Annotated in this window: 25 protein-coding genes; 18 read left to right on the top strand and 7 right to left on the bottom strand. The window is 58.1% G+C overall.

Going from position 1 to position 26227, the window contains the following annotated elements:
* Positions 1-243: 243 nt before the first annotated feature.
* From FHJ80_RS04950 to FHJ80_RS04920, 7 genes are all read left to right on the top strand, one after another.
* Positions 244-1416, top strand: a complete 1173-nt coding sequence (locus FHJ80_RS04950) for an ABC transporter substrate-binding protein (RefSeq protein WP_139526233.1) — start codon at positions 244-246, stop codon at positions 1414-1416.
* 64 nt (positions 1417-1480) lie between these two features.
* On the top strand, positions 1481-2341 hold the full coding sequence (locus FHJ80_RS04945; RefSeq protein ID WP_044630589.1) for a branched-chain amino acid ABC transporter permease: 861 nt from the start codon (positions 1481-1483) through the stop codon (positions 2339-2341).
* Positions 2342-2353: 12 nt separating this feature from the next.
* The gene (locus tag FHJ80_RS04940; RefSeq protein ID WP_231125581.1) at positions 2354-3409 is read left to right on the top strand and encodes a branched-chain amino acid ABC transporter permease; all 1056 of its coding nucleotides are present in this window, start codon (positions 2354-2356) and stop codon (positions 3407-3409) included.
* Positions 3410-3411: 2 nt separating this feature from the next.
* A complete protein-coding gene (locus FHJ80_RS04935) occupies positions 3412-4179 on the top strand; it encodes an ABC transporter ATP-binding protein (protein WP_139525921.1) in 768 nt (255 codons plus the stop codon).
* Entirely contained in the window at positions 4176-4907 is a 732-nt protein-coding gene (locus FHJ80_RS04930) for an ABC transporter ATP-binding protein (RefSeq protein ID WP_139525920.1), read from the top strand. The genes FHJ80_RS04935 and FHJ80_RS04930 overlap by 4 nt, the downstream gene beginning before the upstream one ends.
* A gap of 78 nt (positions 4908-4985) precedes the next feature.
* Positions 4986-6173 carry a benzoate/H(+) symporter BenE family transporter gene (locus FHJ80_RS04925; protein WP_139525919.1) on the top strand — a complete coding sequence of 396 codons (1188 nt, stop codon included), beginning with the start codon at positions 4986-4988 and terminating at the stop codon, positions 6171-6173.
* Positions 6174-6207: 34 nt separating this feature from the next.
* Positions 6208-7014 (top strand): universal stress protein, encoded by an 807-nt coding sequence (locus FHJ80_RS04920; protein ID WP_139525918.1) that lies wholly within the window; start codon positions 6208-6210, stop codon positions 7012-7014.
* A 20-nt stretch (positions 7015-7034) separates the two neighbouring features.
* Here FHJ80_RS04920 and FHJ80_RS04915 read toward each other — a convergent pair whose 3' ends face one another.
* Positions 7035-7937 carry a LysR family transcriptional regulator gene (locus FHJ80_RS04915; RefSeq protein WP_096921917.1) on the bottom strand — a complete coding sequence of 301 codons (903 nt, stop codon included), beginning with the start codon at positions 7935-7937 and terminating at the stop codon, positions 7035-7037.
* 174 nt (positions 7938-8111) lie between these two features.
* Between FHJ80_RS04915 and FHJ80_RS04910 the strand changes: the two genes are divergently transcribed.
* Positions 8112-8552, top strand: a complete 441-nt coding sequence (locus FHJ80_RS04910) for a universal stress protein (RefSeq protein WP_139525917.1) — start codon at positions 8112-8114, stop codon at positions 8550-8552.
* 128 nt (positions 8553-8680) lie between these two features.
* Here FHJ80_RS04910 and FHJ80_RS04905 read toward each other — a convergent pair whose 3' ends face one another.
* From FHJ80_RS04905 to FHJ80_RS04895, 3 genes are read right to left on the bottom strand one after another with little or no spacing between them, the layout of a single operon-like run.
* The gene (locus FHJ80_RS04905; protein WP_139525916.1) at positions 8681-9724 is read right to left on the bottom strand and encodes an ABC transporter substrate-binding protein; all 1044 of its coding nucleotides are present in this window, start codon (positions 9722-9724) and stop codon (positions 8681-8683) included.
* Entirely contained in the window at positions 9724-11133 is a 1410-nt protein-coding gene (locus FHJ80_RS04900; RefSeq protein WP_139525915.1) for a sensor histidine kinase, read from the bottom strand. The genes FHJ80_RS04905 and FHJ80_RS04900 overlap by 1 nt, the downstream gene beginning before the upstream one ends.
* Positions 11130-11798, bottom strand: coding sequence for a response regulator (locus tag FHJ80_RS04895; RefSeq protein ID WP_139525914.1), 669 nt, complete (start codon positions 11796-11798; stop codon positions 11130-11132). The genes FHJ80_RS04900 and FHJ80_RS04895 overlap by 4 nt, the downstream gene beginning before the upstream one ends.
* A 139-nt stretch (positions 11799-11937) precedes the next feature.
* Here FHJ80_RS04895 and FHJ80_RS04890 point away from each other — a divergent pair, with 139 nt between their 5' ends.
* The 4 genes from FHJ80_RS04890 to FHJ80_RS04875 all read left to right on the top strand — a co-directional run bounded on the left by FHJ80_RS04890 (position 11938) and on the right by FHJ80_RS04875 (position 16014).
* Positions 11938-12930 (top strand): tripartite tricarboxylate transporter substrate binding protein, encoded by a 993-nt coding sequence (locus FHJ80_RS04890; RefSeq protein ID WP_139525913.1) that lies wholly within the window; start codon positions 11938-11940, stop codon positions 12928-12930.
* Positions 12927-13376 carry a tripartite tricarboxylate transporter TctB family protein gene (locus FHJ80_RS04885; RefSeq protein ID WP_139525912.1) on the top strand — a complete coding sequence of 150 codons (450 nt, stop codon included), beginning with the start codon at positions 12927-12929 and terminating at the stop codon, positions 13374-13376. The genes FHJ80_RS04890 and FHJ80_RS04885 overlap by 4 nt, the downstream gene beginning before the upstream one ends.
* A gap of 12 nt (positions 13377-13388) precedes the next feature.
* Complete coding sequence (locus FHJ80_RS04880; protein ID WP_139525911.1) at positions 13389-14894, top strand: tripartite tricarboxylate transporter permease; 1506 nt, start codon at positions 13389-13391, stop codon at positions 14892-14894.
* Positions 14895-15117: 223 nt separating this feature from the next.
* Entirely contained in the window at positions 15118-16014 is an 897-nt protein-coding gene (locus FHJ80_RS04875) for a LysR family transcriptional regulator (RefSeq protein ID WP_139525910.1), read from the top strand.
* A gap of 52 nt (positions 16015-16066) precedes the next feature.
* Here FHJ80_RS04875 and FHJ80_RS04870 read toward each other — a convergent pair whose 3' ends face one another.
* Positions 16067-17572 carry an AbgT family transporter gene (locus FHJ80_RS04870; protein ID WP_139525909.1) on the bottom strand — a complete coding sequence of 502 codons (1506 nt, stop codon included), beginning with the start codon at positions 17570-17572 and terminating at the stop codon, positions 16067-16069.
* A 67-nt stretch (positions 17573-17639) separates the two neighbouring features.
* Positions 17640-18809, bottom strand: a complete 1170-nt coding sequence (locus FHJ80_RS04865; protein WP_139525908.1) for a M20 family metallopeptidase — start codon at positions 18807-18809, stop codon at positions 17640-17642.
* 300 nt (positions 18810-19109) lie between these two features.
* On the opposite strand from FHJ80_RS04865, the gene FHJ80_RS04860 reads away from it, so the two are divergent.
* Complete coding sequence (locus FHJ80_RS04860) at positions 19110-20426, top strand: MFS transporter (protein WP_139525907.1); 1317 nt, start codon at positions 19110-19112, stop codon at positions 20424-20426.
* On the opposite strand, the gene FHJ80_RS04855 is transcribed toward FHJ80_RS04860, so the two are convergent.
* Positions 20402-20794 (bottom strand): DUF4149 domain-containing protein, encoded by a 393-nt coding sequence (locus FHJ80_RS04855; protein ID WP_139525906.1) that lies wholly within the window; start codon positions 20792-20794, stop codon positions 20402-20404. The two genes, FHJ80_RS04860 and FHJ80_RS04855, sit on opposite strands and share 25 nt — an antisense overlap.
* Positions 20795-20927: 133 nt before the next feature.
* Here FHJ80_RS04855 and FHJ80_RS04850 point away from each other — a divergent pair, with 133 nt between their 5' ends.
* The 5 genes from FHJ80_RS04850 (at position 20928) to FHJ80_RS04830 (ending at position 26192) form a co-directional block, all read left to right on the top strand.
* Positions 20928-22691 carry an ABC transporter transmembrane domain-containing protein gene (locus FHJ80_RS04850; RefSeq protein ID WP_139525905.1) on the top strand — a complete coding sequence of 588 codons (1764 nt, stop codon included), beginning with the start codon at positions 20928-20930 and terminating at the stop codon, positions 22689-22691.
* Positions 22692-23069: 378 nt separating this feature from the next.
* Positions 23070-23531 (top strand): curli assembly protein CsgF, encoded by a 462-nt coding sequence (locus FHJ80_RS04845; protein ID WP_196781567.1) that lies wholly within the window; start codon positions 23070-23072, stop codon positions 23529-23531.
* Positions 23532-23606: 75 nt separating this feature from the next.
* Positions 23607-24464, top strand: a complete 858-nt coding sequence (locus FHJ80_RS04840; RefSeq protein WP_139525904.1) for a CsgG/HfaB family protein — start codon at positions 23607-23609, stop codon at positions 24462-24464.
* Positions 24465-24692: 228 nt separating this feature from the next.
* Positions 24693-25508: a hypothetical protein gene (locus tag FHJ80_RS04835; RefSeq protein ID WP_176558216.1), complete on the top strand. Its 816-nt coding sequence runs from the start codon at positions 24693-24695 to the stop codon at positions 25506-25508.
* Between the two features lie 102 nt (positions 25509-25610).
* Positions 25611-26192, top strand: coding sequence for a hypothetical protein (locus FHJ80_RS04830; RefSeq protein ID WP_139525902.1), 582 nt, complete (start codon positions 25611-25613; stop codon positions 26190-26192).
* The last annotated feature ends 35 nt before the right edge of the window (positions 26193-26227 follow it).

Below are 26227 nucleotides of genomic sequence, written 5' to 3'. Positions count from 1 at the left end.
CCGCTACAAGAAGACGGACAGCTTCTTCGGCACGAGCTTCTACACCCTGGACGTCTCGGGCGAGCGCCCGCTAATCACAAGAAAAGTCGTGCAGCTGAACAACGACTACATCCATCAAGTCATCGACGTGTATCACGTATAAGCCGCATCGATGAGACAGGGACGTCGCTGATCGTGTCTTCCATCAACGCGAAGCGCGATGGACATAACAATCTAAAACAACACAATCCTGGTGAATCCATAATGAAAAATGTCAAAAAGACCACTCTCGTTGCTGCTCTGGGTACCACTCTGACGCTGTCGGCCATGGGCCTTTCGGCGAATGAAGATCCCGTGAAACTGGGGCTGATGCTGCCTTATTCAGGCACCTATACAGCGCTGGGCGAAGCCATCACTAACGGCTTGAAGCTGGCCATCGAGCAGGAGGGGGGGCAGTTGGGCGGTCGCGACGTCGAGTACGTCGAGTTGGATTCCGAAGCCGATCCTTCCAAGGCTCCGCAAAACATGAGTCGTTTGGTCAACGGTGACAACGTGGATTTCGTGATAGGTCCGGTACACTCAGGCGTGGCGATGGGCATGCTGCGCGTGGCCAAACAAACCGGCGCCATTACGATCATTCCGAATGCAGGGCTTGGGGCGGCGACCAACGAACTGTGCATGCCGAACGTGTTTCGCACCTCCTTTAGTATGTGGCAAGACAGCTATCCCATGGGAAAAGTGGCCTACGAGCAAGGGCATAGAAACATCGTGACCATTACCTGGGACTATGCAGGGGGGAAAGAAGACCTGGAGGGCTTTGAAGAGGCCTTTACCGCCGAAGGCGGTGACATCGTCCAGCAAATTCTCGTGCCGTTTCCGAGCACCGAATTCCAGAGTTACCTGACGCAGATTGCCAGCCTTCAGCCGGATGCCGTGTACACCTTCTTCGCGGGGGGCGGTGGTGTCAGCTTCGTGAGGGATTACGCGGCGGCGGGGCTCAACGAGAGCATCCCGCTGCTGGGGTCCGGGTTCCTTACCGAAGGTAATCTAGCCGCCCTGGGCGATGCGGGTGAAGGCGTCATGACCACGCTTCATTACGCAGAGACGCTAGAAAACGACGCGAACCGCTCGTTCGTGGCCGCCTATGAAGACGCCTACGGAGAAGCGCCGGATACGTACGCGGTGCAAGGCTACGATACCGGCATGATGCTAGCCCAGGCGCTCAATGTACTCGGTGGAGACACGTCAGACCGCGATCGACTAATCGATGTCTTGGCAAATGTTCAGTTAGCTAGTCCGCGCGGTCCGATGAGCTTCTCGGATTCCCACCACCCCATCCAGAATGTCTACCTCCGCGAGATTCGTGACGGCAAGCACGAGGTCGTCAGCATTGCTGCCGAGAATCTAGAAGTGCCCGACGACGCCTGTCAGATGTAACGACACTTCGTACAGCTTGGGAGCGGGGCAATCCCGCTTCCCCTTTTATGCTCGGAGGGGTCTTATGGATCTCGCATTTTTTGGTGTCCAGCTGCTCAATGGGCTCCAGTATGGGTTGCTGCTGTTTTTGATAGCCAGTGGGTTAACGCTGATTTTTGGGATCATGGGCATCATCAATTTGGCCCATGGTGCCATGTACATGATCGGTGCCTATTTGGTGTATGACCTGACCATGCGTTTCGGCAACTTCTGGTTGGCCATCTTGGTTGCGATCCCCATCGCTATCGCACTCGGCCTGGTCATCGAGCGGCTGTTTCTCGACACGCTCTACAAGCGCGACCATCTCTATCAAGTGCTGCTGACCTTTGGGTTGATTTTAGTGCTCAACGAAGCCCAGCGAATCATCTGGGGCGGCGACGTGCATCGCGTGCCGGTACCTGCGCCGTTCGACGCCAGTATCCAACTCACCGACAACCTGCAGTATTCGGTCTATCGGCTCTTCGTCATGGGCGTTTGTCTGGTGTTGGCCGGCGTCATCTATGGCGTCATTCGCCATACCCGTCTGGGCATCATCATCCGGGCCGGTGCCGTGAATCGCGATATGGTGGAGGGGCTCGGTATCAATGTCCGTACGCTCTTCACACTGATTTTTAGCGTGGGTGTGGCGCTCACCGCCTTTGCCGGCATGATTGCCGCGCCGCTCACGTCGATTGCCCCCGGCATGGGTGACAGTATTTTGATCACCTGCTTCGTGGTCGTGGTCATCGGGGGGATTGGCTCCATCAAGGGTGCCTTTTGGGGGGCCATCATCATCGGTATGGCCACGACCTTCGGCGCTGTGCTCATTCCCAGTCTCGCCAGCATGGTGATCTACCTGATCATGGCAGCGGTTCTTTTGGTGAAACCGCGCGGTCTTTTCGCGTGAGGAGAACAAGCAATGTTACATAGATATCCCAAGCGCGTTGCCTACCTCATGTTGGTACTGACGGCGCTAGTGGCAACCTTTCCGCTGTGGGGCGAGGCGGTCTTCGGCAATCAGGCCAATTTCATGCTGGAGAAGCTGACCTTGATGCTGATTCTCGCGCTGTTTGCCATGAGCCTCGATTTGCTCGTGGGCATCGTGGGTCTGGTGAGCCTGGGGCACGCGCTCTTTTTCGGGTTAGGCGCCTATACGCTTGCCCTCGCCAGCCCTGACTTTAGCCCAGCCTCCATGTGGTGGATGCTGCCTCTGGTGATCGGCGTGTCGGCCTGTGTTGGGCTCATCGTCGGCCTCTTGGTCATTCGCACCAAAGGTATCTTCTTCATCATGACGACGCTGGCGTTCGGTCAGATGCTTTACTACTTCATTAGCACGTCTCAGTTCGCGGGGGGCACCGATGGTGTCTTCATCATGTTCCGCCCCAGCTTGGCCGTGGGCGATACCCTGCTAGTCGATTTGGATGACCCTTACAGTTTCTTCTACTTCTGCCTGGCAACGCTGTTGGCGGGGTACCTCTTTCTGCGCTGGCTGACCCGCTCCTACTTCGGTCAGGTGCTGGACGGCATTCATGATAACGAGCACCGCATGCAGGCCCTGGGCTATGCCACCAGTGGTTACAAGCTGATCGCTTTCGTGATTGCCGGGGTGATGGCTTCGATTGCCGGCATGCTGGCGGCGATGCAGTACGGCTTCGCCAATCCAGCCCAGCTCGGCTGGCACACGTCCGGCGAGGTACTGATGATGCTGATTCTGGGCGGCATAGGCACCATCTTTGGCCCCATTCTAGGTGCCTTCGCGTATGAAATACTGCTGTTCGTCTATGAGCATGCCACGACACATTGGCCCATTTTGATGGGGCTGACCATCATCGTGGCAGTGTTGGTGCTGCCGCGCGGTGTGGCAGGCCTGATGATCGCGCCTCCCTGGGCACGCAAACGCCGCACGACAGCCAATGACGCGCCGGAAAAGGCGACCGTCTCCGCCCAGCCCGTGACACAGAGTAAGGTGGACTAGCCATGAGTGATGACATCGTATTAGCCACCCAGGGCTTGACGCGTCGTTTTGGTGGCCTCGTTGCCGTCAATGACGTGGACTTTGATGTGAAAGCCCACGAAATACATGCAATTTTGGGCCCCAACGGCGCCGGCAAAAGCACCTTGATCAATTTGCTCTCCGGTGAGATCCCCCCGTCGGAAGGCCAGGTGCTCTATCGACAAAAAGCGATTCAAGGCAAAAGTGCTCGCCAAATTGCACGCTTGGGCATTGGGCGCAGCCATCAGAAAACCAATATTTTTCCACGCCTTAGCTGCTTGCAGAATTGTGAGCTAGCGGCACGCATCCATATGGGCGGCGTGTTGGGCAGCTGGCGTTCCCGTCACACGGCGCAGCAGGTGAGCGAGCGCGCCCAAGAGGTGCTGGAAACCTGTCAGCTGAACCACCGGGCGCACACGACCGCCTCGGACATGAGTTACGGCGAGCAGCGCCAGCTTCAGATCGCCATGGTGCTGGCTACGGCACCCTCCTTGATGCTGCTGGACGAACCGATGGCCGGCATGGGGCGTGAAGAGACGGCGCAGGTCACGGAGCTGCTCGCCAGTTTGACCGACCGCTACACCCTAGTGTTGATCGAGCACGATATGGATTCGGTTTTCCGCTTGGCCAATCGCATCACGGTCATGGTCGATGGCTGTGTCCTAGAAAGCGGCCCGACGGAGCAGATACGTACCAGCGACAAGGTGCGCGATGTCTACTTGGGACGTCACGACGAAGGAGTAACCGCATGACCACAGACGCAACCGTGACTCCCCTCATCGAAGCCCGCGGGCTGCACGCCTACTATGGCGAAAGCCATGTGTTGCACGGCGTCGATGTGACCCTAATGCCCGGAGAGACGCTCAGTTTGTTAGGGCGTAACGGCATGGGAAAAACCACCACGTTGAAGTCGATCCTCGGTTTTGTGCCACCACGCCGTGGGGACGTTTATATCAAGGGCGTGTCGACCGCGAAACGACGCCCATGGCAGTTGATGCGTCAGGGAATCGGCTACGTACCCGAAGGGCGTGGCATCTTTCCTGGGATCAGCGTGCGTGAGCATCTCATTATGGCGGCGCGCCCCAATGAGCGGGGAGAGACCCCCTGGACCATGGAACGCGTGCTGGACACGTTTCCGCGCCTGGGGCAACGCATTAACCATGATGGCGCGCTGCTGTCGGGCGGGGAGCAGCAGATGCTCTCGATTGGTCGAGCGCTGACGACGAACCCCGATCTGATGATCCTCGATGAAGCCACCGAAGGCTTGGCGCCGCTGATACGCGATGAAATCTGGAACATCATTCGCACTATCAAGGCCACGGGCATCTCGACGATCATCGTCGATAAAAACATCGATAACCTGCTGGAAGTGGCTGAGAAGCACTTGCTGTTAGTGAAAGGGGAAGTGAAGTACAGCGGTGATTCACAGGGGCTCAGGAATAACCCAGGACTGTTGGAAACGCACCTGGGCGTTGCGTAATGGAAGGCCTGGCCGAGCTCTCTTTGCCAGGCCATTACACAGGGTAGTGACCCTTAATCGCGTTGGGATACTGTGGGTATGCAATTACACAAAGACTGGTCGGTGTCTGCGATCACCGCAGGCTTCGTGGCCGTGCTGGTCTCGTACTCTGGACCGCTGGCCATCTTTTTTCAGGCCGCTCAGAGTGCTGACATCTCGAGCACGATGATGACCTCCTGGGTCTGGGCCATCTCCATGGGGGCCGCCATCTCGGGGATTTTGCTGAGCATGTGGTTGAAGGTGCCGGTGGTGACCGCGTGGTCGGCGCCGGGAACCGCCCTGTTGGTGACGCTTTTTCCAGAGCTGTCGCTCAACGAAGCGGTGGGCGCTTACCTGACGGCCGCCATCCTGTTATTCGTGATCGGCATCACCGGATCGTTCGATCGTATCATCCAGCTGATTCCTCCCGGCATTGCCAGTGCCATGATGGCCGGCATCTTGTTCCAATTCGGCGTCGGCATCTTCGAGTCGTTGCGCAATGTGCCGACGTTGGTGATTGGAATGATGATCGCTTATCTGGTTTTCAAACGTCTGACGCCGCGCTACAGCTTGATTTGCCTATTGTTGGTCGGTGTCGTGTTGGCGGTTCTCTTGGAGGGAGCCAGCCTCGAGGGTGTCGGCGTTCAGTTGGCGCAGCCGCAGTTCATCCAGCCCGATTGGACATGGAAGGCGACCTTGAGCTTGGCGATACCGCTGGTACTCGTCAGCCTGACGGGCCAGTTCCTACCGGGCATGGCGATATTGCGTACCTCGGGCTACACGACGCCTGCCAAGCCCATTGTCACGGTGGCCAGCGTAACGTCGCTGCTGACAGCCTTTTTTGGCGGCATCACGACGGTGATCGCGGCCATTACCGCCGCAATCTGCACCAGCAAAGAAGCGCATGAAGATCCGGACAAGCGCTACGTTGCCGGCGTGGCCAACGGTGTGTTCTATCTCGTGGGCGGTCTGTTTGCAGGCACCATCGTGGCGCTATTTACTTCGCTGCCGAATGCCTTCGTGGCGGTACTGGCGGGACTGGCGTTGATGGGGGCGATAAGCAGCAACATCAGCGCGTTCGCCGCCGAGAAGAGCCACTTGGAAGCCTCGGTGTTGACCTTCGTCGCCACGGCATCCGGGGTGAGCTTTTTGGGGCTCGGGTCGGCTTTCTGGGGCGTGGTCGTTGGCGGACTGGCGTACAACCTACTGCACCGGCGCTTTGCGCCACTGAACAATGACACGCAATAACAACAAAGGCGGCTGACACCGTCACTGGAGAGGAATGATGAAGACGATCGTCGTGGCTATTGATGACAGTGAAGGAGCGGTGACCTCCATCGAATTTGGTCGACGCCTCGCGTCGCAGCTGGGCGTAGAGATGAAGGCCGTCTCCGTGGTGCTCGAACAAGCAGACGTCAGTTCACGTTCGGCGCTGCTAAAAGCACGCCTCAAGGCGCAACGTGTCGACGATATGGCGCTGGAAGTGATTGCTCATCACAGCGTCAAGGACTACCTGGGAGCGCTGGCCAATCGGGAGGAGGTGGGGGTATGCATGATGGCTCATGGACGTCGCCCGGTGCCGGAAATGCTGATCGGAAGCGTGACGGCTGGCGTGGTTCGGCGTTCTCGACGGCCCGTTTTTTTATGCGGACCACGTTATAGTGGTCGCGCTCACCAGCACGTCGATGTATTGGCGGTATGTGTCGATGGGTCTGCACTCTCTGAAAAAATGCTGCCCCATGCGGCCGAACTAGCCAAACGATTAGGCGCGCGCTTACAGCTGCTACAAGTACTCGATACCCCAACGTTCAACAAACCGACATCGTTGGCCCCCGCCGATGTCTCGGAGTCGGCGTATTTATCGGGGTTGGCGCGCCGCGTTGGAAAAGACCAAGCACTGGAGGTTGACTGGGAGGTGCTTCATGGCGACCCAGCGGCGTCTATCGTGAGCTACCTAGCAGATAGTCACCATACCATGCTGGCGATGACGACCCATGGCCGCAGCGGCCTTTCTCAGGTAGTGGCAGGCAGCGTCAGTCACGAGGTCGTTCATGAAGCGCCGTGCCCGGTCGTCGTGCTCCGTCCCTAGTGCGATCGATGCGTGTGAGGCTACGGATACCGTCCCGAGCGTCGGTTATCGACTAGCACATCCAAAATGGCATTGGCCGTTTGCATGACGTGAGATGGCTTTTCACCACGGCGACGGCTACAGATAACGGGGGAAGTGATACTGCTATCCGCTAAATAGACATAGGTGATGCCATCTCGCTGCACACGCTTGACTTGTTCCGGTACGAGCGTGATGCCAATGCCAGAAGCGACGAGGCTGAGTGCCGTTTGCACCTCGTTCGCTTCTTGAAAGACCTGAACCTTCAAGCCTCGCCTACGAAAAATGCCAAGTACCATGTCGGCTAAGCTCGGGCGTGGTTTGGCGGGAAAGAGAATGAGGGGGTAGCGGGCAAGCTCTTCACAGCTGGGGGTCGTTCCTTCGAGCGGGTGGCCGCTGGGTAACGCCGCGATAATGGGCTCCTCGAAAAGAATGTCCTGCTCCACATCGGGGTCGTCGATTCTGATACGGCCAAACCCCATATCGATCCGCCCGGCTTTCAAAGCCTGAATTTGCTGCACCGTCGTCAGCTCCGCTAACGATAGCTCGACATTGTCCATTTGTCTTAAATCACGCACGAGCGTGGGCAACTGCCCATAGAAAACCGAAGGCACAAAGCCAATCCCAAATAGCTGACGTTTATGGCGCGCCATATGGCGAGTAGCCTCCACCGTAACATCGACTTTTTCTAATATTTGTATGGCGTGTTGTTGAAAGAAAATGCCTGATGGGGTGAGCTGTAGGCCTCGTGAACTGCGCTCGAACAGTTCCGTGCCTACCTCTTGCTCCAACTGCTTGATCTGACGAGAAAGCGGAGGTTGCGACATATGGAGCCGCTCTGCGGCAGACGTGAAGTTTAGCTCTTCGGCAACCACGCAGAAGTATCTAAGATGGCGTAGCTCCATTATACCTCCTGGGTATGGCTTTCTGTCCGAAAGATATTGGAGAAATGCCAATGGAAATGGCATTTTCTAGCTATAATTAATCTTTCTGGCAGAGCGCTCAAAATACCTAAAAAGTATAAGCTATCAGTTTTGCTGAAGGATATTTCTCATACTTTAGTCAATGTCGGAGATGTTATGTATACCAAGATTTTGGTGCCTATCGATGGTTCTGTACACTCACAGCATGCGCTGTCCGTGGCGTGCAAATTGTCAGAGCAAAACAGTACGAAGGTTTACGTGCTGCATATTCCTGAGGTGGTTGGTAACACTACCAAGCTGATCTGGGGTGTCGGCGTGCTTGCAAGTGATGCAACGTCCGAACACTTGGCGTCAGCGGGCGAGGCACTGCTTGAAGAAGCCGAAACGTTTGCTAAAGCGAAAGGCATCCGCAATATCGAGACAATGATCGAACAAGGCAGGCCTGTCGATATCATATTGGAAGTATCAAGGCGCGAAGGCGTCGACGTGATCGTGATGGGTAGTCGCGGACTCAGTGATTTAGGCGGTATGGTCGCGGGAAGCGTATCGCATAAGGTAGGGCACTTGGCACAATGTGGCGTTATTACAGTTAGTTGAGTTGTCCGTCTGGCGCCCAACGAACCCATGGGCCGATGTCAGGTATTCAGAGAACTTTTTTATTTACCTCAAAATATGACCCGCCTTGAGTACCACCATAGCGGACGCTGGGCTTCCATTAGCAGTCATCACTGATCCCCCTCACGCCAAGAGCGGTCGAACTCACGCGCCCAGCGCGCCATGAACGCTTGGCGGCGTTGGGGATCGACGAAAGCCAGCACCGAGGCGTTGAGCGGAATGGGGTAGAGGCGGTCGCCGACTTGGTCGCGAAGGCGCTGCGCCGTATAGGGTCCTATGATGTCGGGGCGGACGCTGAACAGCGGGGTTTGTGCTGCGAGCACCCGCTGGCCATCACGGCTGAGCAGAAAGTTCATGAAGGCTTGGGCGGCGCGAGGGTTGGGCGCATCACGGTGGATGAAGCCGGTGCGCATTACCACCAAGGCGTAATCCTGGGGAACCTGAACGATCACTTCGGGATGCTCTTGGGCCCACACCATGGCGTAGGAACCCAGCAGGTTATAGCCCAGCCAGTAGCGTCCTTCCGATAGCCCTTCGAGCATCGTTCGGGTATTGGGAGCGAGGTGCGCATCGTTTGCGCCAAGCGCGGTGACCAGGTCCCAAAATCGCTCGGTATAGCGCGCATCTTGCTGAAAGAGCGTGTAGCCGATCCCGCTCTCGGACGGCGAATAGGTGGTGACCCTGCCTTGCAACGTATCGCGCTGGGTCTCCAGTAGGCGCTGTAAATCCGCATGGGTGTGCGGCGGCAGCATATGGCGCGCTAGATCGAGCCGGTAGGCCATGACGATCGGCTCGAAGGTAAACCCAAACACCTCATTACGCCATTTCGCCCATTCGGGCCACTCGTTGGCCAGCTCGGAGTCCAGCCGTTGGGCGTAGCCTTGATTGATGCGGTTCATCTGCCAAGGCATGGCGGAGCTGATCACCACATCGGGCGGCGGGTCGGCCGCCACGACTAAGCGGTCCACTTCCAAGGTGCTCCTGTCACGGTAGCTCAGCTCGATGCCCGGGTGGGCCTGCTCGAAAGTGGCCAGCAGCGGTGCGACCACCTGCCGATCCAAGGCGGCTTCGACCACGAGTGGCGTGACGGCCAGGCTGGGCAAGGACGCGAGCGAGCCCCCTATCAGTAACGCCACTACCCATACACGCTGCATCACGCTAGCTCCTCTAACGGTTGAACTGACGGTTGAAAGTGCACCTCGATGCGTAGCCCTTGGGGGAGGCGCTCTTTGATCTCGAGCGTGGCCGCGTGGCGCTGTGCAATGTTATCCACAATGGCAAGGCCCAATCCCGAGCCGTGAGTATCCTGGCGTCCGCCGCGCTCGAAGGGTTGCCGCAGTCGATGGCGAACCTCGGCGTCCACCCCAGGGCCATTGTCGTCGATGTACAGCACGAGCCCATCGTCGTTGGCGTAAAGGCCTAGCGTGATTTCGCTGCCCGGCGGCGTATAGCGCAGCGCGTTATCGATGAGATTACCCAGCAGTTCGCGCAGCGCCCAGGCTTGCCCCTGCACGACCATCGGCTCACTAGGCAGCTCTGCGAGCCCAAGATCATGCTGAGCCGCCATGTCGCGCTGGGCCCACTCGAGCACGCTGTCGCGGAGCAGCGCCCCCAGGTCGAGCGGCTGACTCTCTTCTGCCTCCTCCATGTGACGAAGTCGCGCCAGGCTGAGCAGCTGTCCGGCTAGACGGCTGGTACGCTGGGCACCCTCGTGGACATCGACAAGCGCCTGATACCACACGTCGGGAGCATGACTCTGCAGCGCCAGTTCGCTGGTGCTTTGTAGGCCGGCCAGCGGCGTTTTGAGCTGATGGCTGGCGTCGGCCGTAAAGCGGAGTAAATTGTCGCGACTCTTGCGCTGTCGGCTGAACAGAGTATCCAATGCCTCGACCATCTCGCGCAGCTCTTCCGGAACCTGCATATCGAGGGGGCGCATGTCGTCGGCCTGACGTTGGCGCAGACGATGGCGTAGCTGGCGCATCGGGGTTAGCGCCACGCGCATCGCCAGCAGCATCAAGAGAGCGGCCAGCAGCACCATGGCGACGAAGCGGAGGATCGCGCGCTCGAAGAGTTCATGGGTCAAGACGCGTCGACCTTCGGTCGTATGACCGACCCATATCTGTACCGGGTCCTGAATGTCCCAGCCAGCCGAGTCGTATTCACGCCCATGCAGCCGCCACCGCGTGCCAGCCTGGGTCGTGTCCCGCCAAATCGGGGCGTCCGCTGCCGCGGCCTGATCGGCCTCGGGAATGACGATGTCGAGGTTATACGAAATGCGTCGCCCATCGTGATCGAGCACGGTGTAGAAAACCCGCTCCTGATGGGCGGTGGCGAGAATCTGCAGCGCAGCGAGGGGAATGCTGACGACAGGGTCGCGGCCTTCCCACTGAATCGCATCGGCCACCGTCAGCGCGGCGGCGGCCAGCTGGCTATCGAAAGCGCGTTCGGCGGCACGCTGAGAGGCGCCATAGGCCTCCATCAAGAGCAGTGCCCCTAGCCCCGAGACCATGACCAGCAGCCAAATCGCCAAACGCGCCTTCAACGAACCTACGACCTGGGTCACGTCGGCGCTTCCTCGAGCCGATAGCCGAGGCCACGAAACGTGCGGATGTGCAAACCGCTGCCCTGAAGGCGCTTACGTAACCGGCTAACGTACACCTCCAGTGCATTAGAGCCGACATCACCAAAGCTGAACACGCGACTTTCCAGCATCTCCCGTGGGGCAATACTGCCAGCGTGCAGCAAGAGCCCTTCGAGCAGGCGTCGCTCGCGGCGGGGCAGGGCAAGCGTGACCCCGTCGAGTGTGGCCGTGCCCGCCATTGGGTCGAGGCACAGCGGTCCTAGCATCAGACGATTATCGCTGCGCTGCTGGCTGCGGCGCAGCAGTGCGCGTACGCGCGCTTCGAGCTCCGCCAATGAAAACGGCTTGGCCAGGTAGTCGTCGGCGCCTAGATCGAGCCCCTTGACGCGATCTTCGATGCCATCTCTGGCCGTCAGGATCAGTACGGGGGTTTTATCGCCACGTTCACGTAACTCGCTCAGCAGCTCTAGCCCGTTGCCATCGGGCAGGCCCAAATCGAGCAGCAGGAGATCGAAGCGGTCATGGCGGAGCGCCGCACGTGCATCCTTTAGCCGTGAGAAGGCGTCGACGCTATTGCCCAGCGGGGATAACGCGTGATCCAGCGAGCGGGCGATCATCGGATCGTCTTCGACGATGATTAGGCGCATATGACTAAAGTCTCAGGAGGTGATCAAGTAAATGACAGGTTGATGAAAGGTTGCCTGCCTAACATGGCGCTGGTCATTCCAGTATGAACGGGTTCGGGCCTTCCTGCTCCCGCGTACCATAAAACAATAGGAGTTCGTCATGAAGCTCAACGCTACGCTACGCCACACCTCTCGTCTCGCCCTGATGAGTAGTGCACTGCTGATGGGCCAGGCACACGCTCAAGCCATCCCCGACGCGACCGAGTGTATCGCGCCTGCCAAACCCGGCGGTGGATACGATTTGACGTGTCGCTTGGCGGCGAACGGCCTGCAAGAGACGGCCTTGATCAGTCGTCCCATGATGGTGAGCTACATGCCCGGCGGCATCGGGGCGGTGGCGTATAACCATGTCAACGGCGTGCGCACGGATGACCCCGGTCTTATCGTGGCGGCCAGCACCGGTGCGGCGGTGAACCTGGCGCTGGGCAAGTTTGGCGAGTACGACGCCGATGAAGTGCGCTGGCTAGGGGCCTTGGGCGTTGATTACGGCGCGATCGTCGTCAGCGCCGATGCGCCGTGGCAGAACCTTGGCGACCTCATGGCGGACCTGAAAGAGAACCCGAACGAGATTGCTTTCGGTGCCGGTGGCACCGTGGGTAGCCAGGACTGGATGAAGGCAGCGCTGATTGCGAAATCCGGCGACATGTCGCCCAGAGACCTGCGCTACGTGGCCTTCGAGGGCGGTGGTGAGGCGCTGGCCGCCTTGTTAGGTAACCATATTCAGGTGTTCACCGGTGACCTGTCCGAACTGAGGTCACAGCTCGAGGGCGGCACCATCCGCGTGTTGGCGGCGCTCTCCGAAGAGCGTATGGAAGGCCCCTATGCAGAGATTCCGACCGCTGCCGAACAGGGCTATGACGTGGAGTGGCCCATCTGGCGGGGGTACTACATGGGGCCAGAGGTCAGTGACGAAGCGTACCAGGCGTGGGTGGAGCGCATGCAGCAACTGGCGGAAGACCCGGTCTTCGCCGAGCTGCGTGAGGCGCGAGGTTTGTTCCCCATGGCGCGGTTCGGTGACGACTTCGATCGCTACGTCCAAGAGCAGGTCGCTGAGTTCCAAGGTTTAGCCGCAGAAGTAGGTCTGACCCAATGAGAATCGCCGCCGACCGAATGCTGGGTATTGCGCTCATCGGTCTGGCGGCGTTCATCGCCGTCCAGGCCATGCAGCTAAAAACCACCTTTAGCTACGAACCCGTGGGTCCCAAGGCCTTTCCGATCGTGCTCGCCATCGTGTTGGCACTGCTCGCCTTGGTCATGATCTTTAGGCCGGGCCCGAATGGGGAATGGCCCCATAAAACGTTGGCCCTTCGGCTACTCCTGGTACTGGCGCTGCTGTTGGCCTATGCCGTGCTGTTCACGCAACTGGGATTCATCGTCTCATCGCTACTGGCGGTCACGGCGCTGGCAAGGCTATTCGGTGCCTCTTGGGTGAAAGCACTGACGACCGGCGTCCTCATGGCGGTGGTCGGTTATTTTCTGTTCACTACGGCCCTCGGGATCAGCTTGCCCACCGGCTACTGGTTCGCCTCCTTTCTTTAACGGGTTGCTACGATGTTCGATTTACTTATCGAGGGGTTTGGCGTTGCGCTAACCCCGCTCAATCTGGGCTTGGCGTTGCTGGGTGCGCTGTTGGGCACGCTGTTTGGCGCCTTGCCAGGCATTGGCCCCATCAACGGCATTGCGATTCTCATGCCGCTGGCCTATACGCTAGGGTTACCCGCCGAGTCTTCATTGATCTTGCTGGCCGCGGTCTACACCGGCGCCGAATACGGCGGCCGCATGTCGAGTATTTTGCTCAATGTCCCGGGTGACGCCGGGGCGGTGATGACTACCTTGGATGGCTATCCGCTGGCGCAGCGAGGGCTGGCAGGCCCAGCGCTGGGACTGTCCGCCGTGAGCTCCTTCATTGGTGCGACCATTGCCATTCTAGGGTTGACGCTCTTTGCGCCGCTGCTGGCCAAGGTGGCCGTACTGTTCGGCCCGGCAGAGTTTTTTGCCCTCATGGTCTTCGCGTTTTCGTCCATGTCGGTGATGATGGGCAAAGACCCCATCAAAACGGCGATTGGCGCCGTCCTCGGCATTCTGATTGGCACCGTCGGCATCGACTCAGGCAGCGGTGTTTTGCGTTACACCTTCGGTATGCCCGAGCTTTACGACGGGATCGATTTCGTCGTGATGATCATCGGCTTATTCGCCATTAGTGAAATTCTGCTGATGCTGGAGCACTCGCAGCGCAAGGGCGACGACGGCGAGCTGCCGGTGCTGGGGCGCGTTTTCGTCCGTCTCAAAGAGGTGCTGTGGTGTAAAGGAGCCATCATCCGCTCGGGATTGATCGGCTTCATCATCGGCGTACTGCCGGGCACCGGCGCGTCGGTGGCAGGGGCCGTCTCCTACACCACGGAAAAGCGCCTCTCCGATAAAGATAACACCTTCGGCACCGGCGACATGCGCGGGCTGGCAGCGCCGGAATCGGCCAACAATGCCGCGGCGGTAGGTTCGTTCGTGCCCATGCTGACCTTGGGCATCCCTGGCTCGGGTACGACGGCGGTCCTGCTCGGTGCGCTGATGCTCTACAACATCACGCCGGGCCCGATGATGTTTACCGAACGTCCTGAAGTGGCCGGAGGGCTGATCGCGTCTCTGTACATTGGCAACATCGTCCTGCTGATGCTCAACCTGCCGCTGGCCGGTGTCTTCGCCCGGGTGCTGACCATTCCGCGCTGGGTGCTCGTGCCCGCCATTGCCATTTTGGCGTTCGTTGGGGTGTATCAGCTTCACTCCGACCTCTTCGCCATCTATTTGATGCTGTTGATCGGCGTGTTTGGCTATCTGCTGCGTAAGCTGGGTTTCTCGTTGGCTCCCGTCATCCTGGGCTACGTGCTGGGCGGACTGATGGAGCAGAACCTGCGCCGTGCCCTCTCCATTAGCGGTGGCGACGTCGGGATCCTATGGCAATCGGGCATTTCCTTAGGGCTCTGGGTGGCCGCGGTGCTGCTACTGGTGCTGCCCTGGTGGATACCCAAACTGCTGGCCGCGCGTCAACCTAGCACCCGCTAACGCAGTGCTCGTTTGACAGCCTTTCTCGCCCTGGGCCGTGTCGCGGTGCCAGGGCGATCGTTATTACACATGCATAGACTGGCTCGGCAAGCACGCTACATGACGCGCCCAGCCGTTTTTTATCCCCATGGCCTTCATCGAATTGACCGTTCGCGCGCAACCGCTAGGATGTTCGTCAATCGTTAGCACGCTTTGAGTGCACCACGCTCTGGATGAAGCCTCCATGACCCTACTCGACAAACGCGCCTTCTATCTCTTGGAGGTCAGCAGCTGCGGCGGTATTCGCGCGGCGGCGGAGCATTTGCATACCAACCCGTCGGTGGTGAGCCGGCAGATCCGCTCGTTGGAGCAGGCGCTGGGCATGGCACTGCTGGAGCGTCAGGGGCGGCATGTCATGCTCACTGAGGCGGGTCAGCTGGTGGTGGATGGCTTTTTGGCCCAGCGGCGGCTGAACTCTGAGCTGGGCGATACGCTGTCGCGGCTACGTAACTTGCAGGCCGGGAAAGTGGTGGTGTCGGTGGGCGATGGCTTTGTGGATAGCTTTATCAACCATGTGATGAAGCGGGTCTCTGAGCACTACCCAGATGTGCTTATCGAGATCAAAACCGGCATTTACTACCCTCGCGAACCCCATGAGATGGTGGCCAACGACGAGGTCGACATTGCCATCACCTATGGACCGATCTCCGACCCACGCTTGGTGGTGCACTCGTTTGAAAGGGGGCCGCTGTGTGCGCTCGTGGCACCTTCCCATGCGTTGGCCAACCATGAGCGGGTGAGCGTGGCGGAACTGCTGCAGCATAAGCTAATTTTTCTGCCCGACGTGTCGGGCTCTCAGCAGTTCGTGAATGCGCTATTGGGCGCGGCGGGGCAGCCTGCCACCCCCGCATACCGCTGTAATTTGCACTCCGTCTCGCGGCGTATGGCGAGCGCGGGGATTGGGGTGTCGTTCATGACGGCGGCCGCTGCACGCAGCGAGATCGAGGCGGGGCTGTTGAAGGCGATCCCGATCGATCACCCCATGGCGGCCAGCAGCCAGGGCAACTTGGTCAAGCGTGTCGGCAGAAGGCTCTCGCCCGCTGCCGACTATTTATGGAAGCTAATGATGGCGATGCAGTAGCGTTAGGCTCTGTCTGAAAATTGCCTGCGCTCACCAACTTTTCATATTGACCCTAGCTCGCCATCATGTAAACACCGGGGCCAATCGGCCAACCCATCATCAGCCAGAACATCAGAAACGCCGACCACGCCAGCAAGAAGCCCATGGCAAGGGGCAGCATGGTGGCGATCAGCGTGCCCAGACCCATGTCCGGTTTGTAGCGCTGCATGTACACCAGTGCTACCGAAAAGTAGGGGCTCATGGGCGAAATGATGTTGGTGCTGGAATCCCCAATACGGAACATCGCCAGCACGAAGGCGGGGTCGAAGTCGATCATCATCAGCATGGGCACGAACACCGGGGCCATGAGCGCCCACTGCGCCGAGCCGCTGGTCATGAAGACGTTCAGCACCGCGCTCATGGCGATGAACGCCCCCACGAGGGGAAGTCCTGTAAAGCCGGTGCTTTGCAGCACGTTCGAACCTTCGATGGCAATGAACTGGCCAAGCTCCGACCAGCGGAAGTAGGCAATGAACTGCGAAATCGCGAAGAACAGCACCAGAGTAGGGGCGAGGTCGCTGGCCGATTCCGCCATACGCTGGGGCACGTCGCGGCTGCGGGTAATCTTGCCGGTGGTGATGCCGTACACCAACCCAATGGTGACGAAGTAGATAAACATCAGCGGCACGAGCGAGCGCAGAAACGGCGAAGGAATCAAACCGCCGTCCTCGTTGCGCAGCGGCGAGGCTTCGGGCAGCACTACCAGCAGCACCAGGGCAATGTAGGCCAGCGTTGCCAGTCCTACGCGCTTGAGGCCGCGCTTTTCGGCTTCCGTCAGCGTCGGCGTGACCACCTCGGTTTTGAAATCTTTACCCATGGGGAGCGTGCGCTGCAGCCGCGGCTCCACCACTTTATCGACCAGCAGGGTGCCGACGGCCGCTAGCACGAAGACCGAGCAGGCCACGAAGTAGTAGTTATCCACGGGCGAAATGTAGGCATCTGGATCCACCAGCCGAGCAGCATCGGTCGTGATACCCGCAAACAGCGCATCGCCCACGGTAATGAACAGGCTGGCATCAAACCCAGCCCCGGCGGCTGCGTAAGCAGCGGCGGCCCCCGCCACGGGATGCCTGCCCACTGAGTAGTAGACCATCGCGGCCAGCGGGATCAGGATGAGGTAGTTGGCATCGGAAGCAATGCTGCCGCAAATACCCGCCATAAATACGCAAAACGTCAGCAGCGAGGGCGGCGCTTTGGCGACGCTCACCTGCATCAGCGTGGACATCAGACCTACTTTATCGGCCAGCCCAATGCCGAACATCACCACCAAAATCAGCCCCAGCGGCGGGAAGTTGACGAAGTTACTGACCACGCTGGTCAGCATGAACTCCACACCATCCGCCGAGAGCAGGCTGCGAACGGTCACTTCAGCCTCGGTTTGTGGGTTGATCGCCGAGACGCCTAGCGCCGCTAAAATGGCGGAAATGACCACCACCAGCGCGGCCAAGATCGCGAATAGGATAAACGGGTGCGGCAGCTTGTTGCCGACCCGCTCGATGGATGCGAGAACACCTTGCATGACAGTTTCCTTATTTGAAGCCTTGTTGTTGAACGTTGTTAGGCCACGTGCGTGGCGGCGAGCGCTGTTAGTCGCGCTTGAGCAGTGACGTCGCGAGCGCTACGAACATGCCGCCTGCAACGGGCAGAATGGCATCGTTGAAGTCGTAGCGTTCGTTGTGCAGGTAGGCGCTGTCGCCGTTCCCCACAAAGAAGAAACACCCCGGTACTTCTTGCAGGTAGAACGCAAAATCCTCGGCGCCCATGGTGGGCATGTAGTCCAACTGCTGAATATCGGCGCTGACGCCGTGCTCGACGGCAATCGCCAATACGCGTTCCGACCAAGCGGCGTCGTTCACGAGTGGAGGGATTTGATGTTGATGCTCTAGCTGGAAGCGCGCGCCGTGGGCGGAGCACACCCCGTTCACGACCTGCTCCAGCTTGCCGACCAGCGCGGCGCGGGAGCTTTCCCGGTCGCTGCGGATGTTGACCAGCAGCTCTGCTTGGCCTGGAATCACGTTGGCGGCGTCGCCCGCATGAAAGGCCGCGACGGTAATCACGCCTGCTTCCAGCGGTGATTTATGGCGGCCCACCAGCCCTTGCAGCTGCTGAACGAGAGACGCGCCCACATAGATCGGGTCGACTGCCAAATGCGGCATGGCCGCGTGGCCGGAGACCCCTTCAATGGTGATTTTGAAGGTGTCGTTACCGCCCATGGCGGAGCCTGGTTTGACGAACAGCTGCCCTTCGGGAAAGCCAGGGCGGTTGTGGTAGCCAAAAATCGCGTCTACCTGCGGGTTTTGGAGCACGCCCGCTTTGACCATCTTATCCGCACCGTTGCCGCCCTCTTCTCCCGGCTGGAACAGCAGTTTGATGTAGCCGCAGAGCTGATCGCGCTGGGCGATAATCGCTTCAGCGGCGAGCAGTAGCGTCGCGGTGTGGCCATCGTGGCCGCAGGCGTGCATCAGCCCTTCCCGTTGGGAGCGGTGCGCAAAGCCGTTGGCTTCTTGGATCGGTAGCGCATCCATGTCGGCCCGAAAGGCAATCACAGGGCCTTTACGGCCGGTGTCCAGCTCGGCCAGTACGCCGGTAGTAGCAATGCCTTCGGTGACTTGATAGCCCAGTGACGTCAGCCGTTCGGCCACCCGTTTGGCCGTGTCGGTTTCCTCGAATTTGAGCTCTGGATGCTGGTGAAGCTGATGGCGCACGGCCACCGCGTCGTCAATTTGTGGCTGGGTGAAAAAGGGGGATGAATGCATGTCCTGTCCTTGCCGTTGTCTGTGTCGTTGTGGGCATCGGTAACGCTAAGCGACTTGGCGGGCAGGAACGAGTGCCAATAGAGATGTGTTTGTTGCTTTCAAAGCAACGATGTTCGCAGGGGAGGCGCTGATGAATGTCGGAGATGGGAATTCGAACAAAACGTAGTATTGGGTGTGATTAAGCGAGCTAAGCATGGTTTTATTCAATGAAGGAAGGCATGCATTGCTCATCACGCGTGTTGCCTGCACGATGCCCATGGACGTTACCTTTAGGCGAAGCGCGGCGGCGGAGTGCAGTGTATGAAAACCTTATCGAACATGGGCTTTGCTCTCTTTGGTGCCGCGCTGGTGGCGATCAGTTACGGGCTGGCACGTTTCGCCTTTGGTCTCTTTGTGCCCTCCATCAGTACAGAGCTGTCGATCACGCCCGCGATGATCGGCGTCATTGGGGCGTTGCCCTTTGTGAGCTTTGTGCTGGCCACGCTGATGGCGCCCAAGGCAGCCGACTGGTTAGGTGCCCGGTATCTGGCCATGCTCTCCGGAACGATGGGCGTGGCTGGCCTGGCGGTGATTAGTCAGGCCGGTAGTGCCTCGTTGCTCGGCGTAGGGGTATTTATCTGCGGGGTGTGCACGGGCTTGATGATGCCTGCGCTAACGGCCGCCATGCAGGCCTTGGTGAGTCGTACCATGCATGGGCGCGTCAGTTCGATCATGAATGCGGGGACGAGCATCGGTATCATCGTGGCGGTGCCGACCGTCGTATTTCTTTCGGATGCATGGCGCGTGACGTATGCCGCCTTTGCCGTTCTTGCAGGCCTGGGCGTGTTAGCGGCTTGGCTCTTCATTCCTTCGGTCTCTCGTGTGGTGCCCGCCGATGCGGCGCCCCCGCCGCCCATCACGGGCCAGCAGTGGTCTCGCCTGGTACGCCTGGCACTCTTTGCATTTGCGATGGGCTTCGTGGCAGCGCCGTACTGGCTGTTTGCACCAGATCTTCTGGTGTCGTTGGGCGGCTTGTCGGGGCACTTGACCGGCTGGCTATGGTTTGCCGCAGGCGTGGCAGGTTTGGGAGGCGCCGTGGTGAGCGATCTAGCCGATCGCAATAACCCACCGATTACCCAAGCGCTGATGCTGATGATGCTCTCTGCGAGCTTGGTGCTGCTGGCCGCTAGCCCCAATCAGCTGGGCTTGGCCATGTTCTCTGCGCTGATATTCGGCGGGGCCTATATGAGCCTGACAGGGCTTTACCTGATGACCGGTATTCGTCTCTTGCCAGGTCGGCTTTCCCTAGGGCCTGTTTTGCCGTTCATGGCGTGTGCGTTAGGCCAAGCCGTTGGATCACCCGTGATAGGGGCTTTGGTCGACCAACTAGGCTACGCGAATGCGTTTTCGCTCTTTTGCGTGGCGGGCGTGTTCATTGCGCTTTTGTCGCCTCTTTATCCTGGCCATATCGATTACTTTGCCGAGGATACCCCGGCGCTCCTCGACAGCGAGGAAGACACGGGGCTTCAAGCCGCTTACGATCAGCAGCTGCTCGATGAAAATGGCGAGCCTTACGAGGAGAGCGTGACCACCGAGCCCGGTGATACCAGCGCTCAAACGAACCTCGCCAATACGTAGCCGCTGAGTGCGATGTGTGCCAGGCCAATGGCCACCGATAGCCCGTGAAGTCGCTTGAAGCGTGCATGCTGGCCTGAGTCAGTGGCGCGATTGATGGCAGGCATGAGCACTTGCCGTGTAGGAATCACCGACAGCGCAATGGTCGCCATGAGAATCGACGACACGTAGTCGATACGCCACATCAGTAGGGCCGTTAACATGGAGACGACGAGCACGAACAGATAAAAAGGAGGAAAAGCGCGTCGAAGTGTAGCCCTGGCGGTGTCGTTCGGCAAAACGGACAGCAAAAAGGCCGCCAAGCCAAAGGAGAACAGGCTCATTCCGCCAAATAAAATAGCCGTTAGCCAAAGCGATACGAGGTTCAGCATGGCCCTTTCCTCCTGTATTTAGTACATCACTGTTTCTTGATTGCCTTTTCGTATAATTAATGTACAGCATGGCGGGCGCGTACGCTATCCATACAGCGCTAACGGCTGCCGATCACAGAGACCCTGACCGCTTATGTCTTCACCCGCCAATCGACGCACGCTTCTTCGGCTGCTGCACTTTCTGCGCCCTTACCTGCTGCGCGTAGCGCTGGCGGGGTGTGCGCTACTCATTGCGTCGGGCAGCGTGCTGCTGCTGGGGCATGGGCTGAAACGCGTCATCGACCAAGGCTTTTTGGCGGCCGATGCTCAGGCGCTTGCCACGACGCTAGGGCTAATGCTCGGTGTCGTGGCACTGCTGGCGGCCGCCTCGGCGCTACGCTATTACCAAGTGACCTGGATCGGTGAGCGCCTAGCGGCGGATCTGCGCCAACACGTGTTCGAGCATCTACTGACGTTGGAACCCAGCTTTTTCGAAAGCGCCCACGACGGGCGTGCCGCCGGTGACATTGCCTCGCGACTCACGGCGGATACCAGCGTGCTGCAGAGCCTGTTTGGCTCGTCGATTTCCTTGGCGCTGCGCAATGGCGTCATGCTGGTCGGTGCGGTCGTGCTGATGCTGCTGACTCAGCCTTGGCTCTCGGCGCTGGTGCTGGTAGGTATTCCTGCGACGCTACTGCCCATCGTCTGGTACGGCCGACGGGTGCGGCAGCTATCGCGTACTAGCCAAAACCACGTGGCGGAATTGGGGCGCTACGCCGACGAGGTGCTCAGCGGCCTGCAAACCGTACAAGCTTTCACCCACGAAACGTCGGAACGACGCCACTACGGCCAGCGCGTCGAGCGAGCTTTTGCTAGCGCCGTGGCGCGTACCCGACAGCGGGCGTGGCTAACCGGGGTCGCCATGCTGGTGGTGTTCAGCGCCGTAGGCGTGATGCTGTGGCAAGGCGGTCTTGCGGTGCTGGAAGGGAGCATGAGCGCAGGAGAGCTGTCCGCGTTTATCTTTTATGCCGTGCTGGCTGCGGGGGCCGTCGCGACATTGGCGGAGGTGGCAGGGGATGTGCAGCGGGCGGCTGGGGCGGCCGAGCGCTTGCTGGAGTTACTCGATACGCTCCCTACCATCAGGTCGCCGACGCAGCCAGTGACGTTAGCTCAGCCACTGCAAGGGGCGCTAACGCTAGCGCAGGTTCGCTTCACGTACCCAGGCCGCGAGCTGCCTGCCTTGGACGCGATCGATCTGCATATTCATCCCGGCGAGCGGGTCGCGGTGGTGGGACCTTCCGGAGCGGGAAAAAGCACGCTGCTGGCGCTGCTGCTGCGTTTTTACGATCCGGACCAAGGACAGGTCATGTTAGACGGCGTCGATATTCGCACCCTGGCGCTTGGTGAGCTGCGCGGCGCGTTGGGGCTGGTGGCCCAGTCACCGGTGCTGTTCAGTGGCACGGTGGCGGATAACCTGCGCTACGGCTGCCCAGAAGCCACCGAGTCACAGCTTCGTCAAGCCGCGCAGGATGCCAACGCGTTAGCGTTCATCGAGGCGCTGCCGCAAGGATTCGACACGCCGCTGGGGCCGGGTGGGGTGCAGCTCTCGGGCGGACAGCGCCAACGGCTGGCCATTGCCCGCGCATTGTTGAAAGATCCCGCGATACTGCTGCTGGACGAAGCCACCAGCGCGCTGGACGCCGAAAGCGAACGGCTGGTGCAGAAAGCCCTCGACCGTTTGATGCAGGGGCGAACCAGCATCGTGATTGCCCACCGTTTGGCCACGGTGGTGCATGCGGATCGACTCCTCGTGTTTCAAGAAGGACGGCTAGTGGCATCAGGTACGCATGCGACGCTGATGGAGCACAGCGACCTTTATCGCCATTTGGCAGCGCTGCAGTTTAGTCAACTGAATTAAATAGTCACGGGTAGTGTGTATGCAATGCTTGGCTGTGCGTTTACGTGACTAGGCGCGTCATGTTGACATATTGTTTTTCTGGTTATTCGGTCTTTTTTTCGTGTGGCTAAAATGCACGGCTAGAATAGTAAGTTAACCTTATAGTTAAAATCCTCAAAATAACCAAAATCAACATAGCAAAACAAAGATGCAGAAGCGCTTCTAGATGTTATGGGAGTGGGTGGATATTTTTTTAGTTATTTGTTGCATGGTTGTTTTGAAGGCTCTCTATTAATAATAACGTCATCATTATGTGAAGCACTGATGCTGCTTCGATTATCTCATGATGTTGTTGTACTAGAGGTTAGTGTAAAAACCGACGAACTATAGGGGGCTTATGTGAACGTTAAATGTACAAAAAGGTTCAACAGGCGGCTTGCTTGGCTTATTTTCTTAGGTGCTGTGAGCAGTGTTTGGGGAGTAAGCGCTAAAAGCTCTGATTATGTATATCGCCCTAATAACCCCTCCTTCGGTGGCGATGCGTTCAATTCAGCCCACCTGATTGGCCTGGCCGAACGACAGAATAAACACAAAGAGACCGGCTCATCGGCAGCCTCTCGGTATAGCAATAGCCCTGCAGACCAGTTCGTACGTCAACTCCAGAGTCGCATGCTGAGCAGTCTTTCACAGCAAGTTAATGAAGCCATTTTTGGTGAGAACGCTGCTGAAGAGGGCCGCATTGTTTTCGGTGAGCAGGTGATTTCCTTCAGTCGTGGCCTCGAGGGCGTTCATCTTGTGATCGAGAACACCACAGATGGCAGCCAGACAGAAGTGACCGTTCCAACACTACAAGTGCAGTAATGATAAAAAGCAGCAGCGCCCAGTGAGCCGCTTGGCGGCCTTGATTATTCAGCCAAGTACGAACAGGACGTCGACATGACGAAATTGCCACTGACACCAAATCTCATGCTGGTATTGGCGCTGACCGTTGCGCTTGCTGGGTGTGCCTCTCCGCAACGTTTGCAGCCCTTCACTCCTGAGACTCGTACAACGCCAAGTTTGGCCACACTTCCGCTTCCACCTGAGCCTGTTGTCGCTGCTGTTTATGATTTTCCTGATATGACCGGGCAGCATCGCGAAACGGAAGCCGGTGCGCCCCACTATTCAAAGGCAGTTTCCCAAGGCGGGGCGGCAGTCCTCATTCGCGCTCTCCAGGACGCAGGCGGGGGTAGGTGGTTTAGGGTGTTAGAGCGTAACCGGCTTTCCAGTGTACTGACTGAGCGGCAGATTATTCGAGACCAGCGGCAAAGCTTTGCGGATGCAAACGGTAACCCGCTCCCTCCGCCATCTCCGCTGCTCTATGCGGGCGTCATTTTAGAGGGCGGCATTATCGGTTACGACACCAATACGCTGACCGGCGGAGCAGGCGCACGCTTTCTCGGTATTGGCGCGAGTTCTAGATACCGTGAGGACGTGATCACCGTGTTTCTACGAGCGATTAGTAGTCAAACCGGTGAAGTATGGAGAACGGTGGTGGCCTCAAAACGCATTTATTCGGTACAAGCTCAAGGCGATGTATTTCGCTTCGTGGATGCCGATGAAATTCTCGAATTGGAAGCCGGCTTTTCTCGTAACGAACCACGTTTAGTCGCCCTGCGTGAGGCGGTTGAACAAGCCGTTCATGCCATGATTATGGAGGGCTCTGAACGGGGGCTATGGCGTTTTGCTAACGCGGCAGAGGGGGCGGCAGCTCTGGCCGCCTATCGTGATAGGCAAGGCGAGTTGGTGCAATAAGTTCTAAGGCCCAACAGATAACGCTATGGCTAGCATGGCCATGTAAAGGTGATGGCTCGGCTCACCTCTGGCGGTCTCGCAACAGGCAGTCAACAAACCGCTGGAGCTAAAGAATTGGGCGTGACGGACCACCTTGGCGGGATGTACCCCGTCACACCCAGGCTGGTTACGGCATAGGGCCGTAACCAAATCCAAGTCCCAAGGGACACTACAATGGTGAGGTGTATCATGAAATTTAACAAGTCACTAATGGCAGCCAGCATCGCAGCAGCCTTCACCGTGGTTTCAGGTGCGGCTTTTGCAGATGACAACCTCGCTGACATTATGCAGCAAGGTAATCTCAACACCGCAGATCAACAGCAAGACGGTAACGCAAACGTAGCGGACATTGAACAGATAGGCGCTGGTGCGGCTGCTTCCTTCAATAATACGGCTGAACAAGACCAGGTAGGCGATAGTAATGATGCGTCTATCCAACAAAATAGTGATGCGACTGGCTTTGTGACAGGCGCAATCACCTCCTTCAATACGGCCACGCAATCGCAAACGGGTAACGATAACGATGCGATGATTGAGCAGAACTCCAGCGCAGAAGGGTTTTTTTCTGGGGCTCTTACTACTCTCAACACTGCCAGCCAGACTCAAACGGGTGATACCAATATGGCCAGCATCACTCAGGTAAGTGACGCTGGCTCGTTAAGTGTTGAAGTTACGTATGGTAATACGGCTACGCAAGAACAAGTGGGCGACTGGAATGAGGCAACGGCTAACCAGGCGGGCTATGGGAACGTGTCAGAGCAGTTCCAGCAAGGTGATAGCAACGTCTCGACCGTTATGCAGTATGGGCTCGATAACTCGGCTTACGTAAGTCAGTATGGCGACGGTAATACAGCCACTGTAGGCCAAGAGGGTTCTTACCACGTGGCGACGCTCACACAAACGGGTAATGGCAACACTGGCTCTATTTCTCAGTATCAATCCAGCAATACCGCGACGATGATGCAAACGGGCAATAACAATACGGGTACTCAAGTACAGTATTAAAAGACGCAAAAAGGCGGTGGCAATATCGCATTCGCCACTACGGGAGGGGCTCATGTTCCTCCCGTAGCGTAGCGTGGAGGTTGTTGGGTGAGGAGAGTGCCGATGAGCCCCAAGACACAGATGATAGCCAGTACACTCCTTTTTATTATGGCAAGTGTCGTGGCGCAGGCCGATACCCATCTGGCATATATCGAACAGGTCGGAGACAACCATAATGCTCGGATGATACAGGAAGGCAATGGCTTGAAGGCATCGCTCTATCAAGAGGGTGATAGCAGTCGTGCACAGTTCCAACAGCTAGGCGACCATCATACGATTCTTGGACTTGATGATGGCCCAGCTTTACAGTCTGGATATGCGAATTGGATGCTTATTGACCAAACAGGGGAGCGTAATCAAGCTTTTGTAAGTCAACAAGGCTTGGAAAACGCGATGTCGCTTACTCAGCATGGTAATGACAACCTAACAGCGGTTGGGCAGTTTGGTAATTTCAATACAGTGGATATACAACAATATGGCAACAGCAACACTGCGAACCTGCAGCAAACGGGTCACGCAAACCAAACCAACATCATCCAAATGGGAGAGAGTAGGCTACAGCTTAGCCAAGAAGGAGGGCTGCATATTCCTGAAATCGTACAGCATGCGAGCAACGTTATCGTCCAGCAATGGTCTGCATATTAAGCGCACATACTCACGCCCAACATAACGAAAAGAGA

Source organism: Halomonas sp. BL6 (assembly GCF_006228115.1).
In the GTDB taxonomy this organism is placed as follows: Bacteria; Pseudomonadota; Gammaproteobacteria; order Pseudomonadales; family Halomonadaceae; genus Vreelandella; species Vreelandella piezotolerans.
Note: the sequence above shows the minus strand (reverse complement) of the source record. Positions and strands in the feature narration are given on the sequence as shown.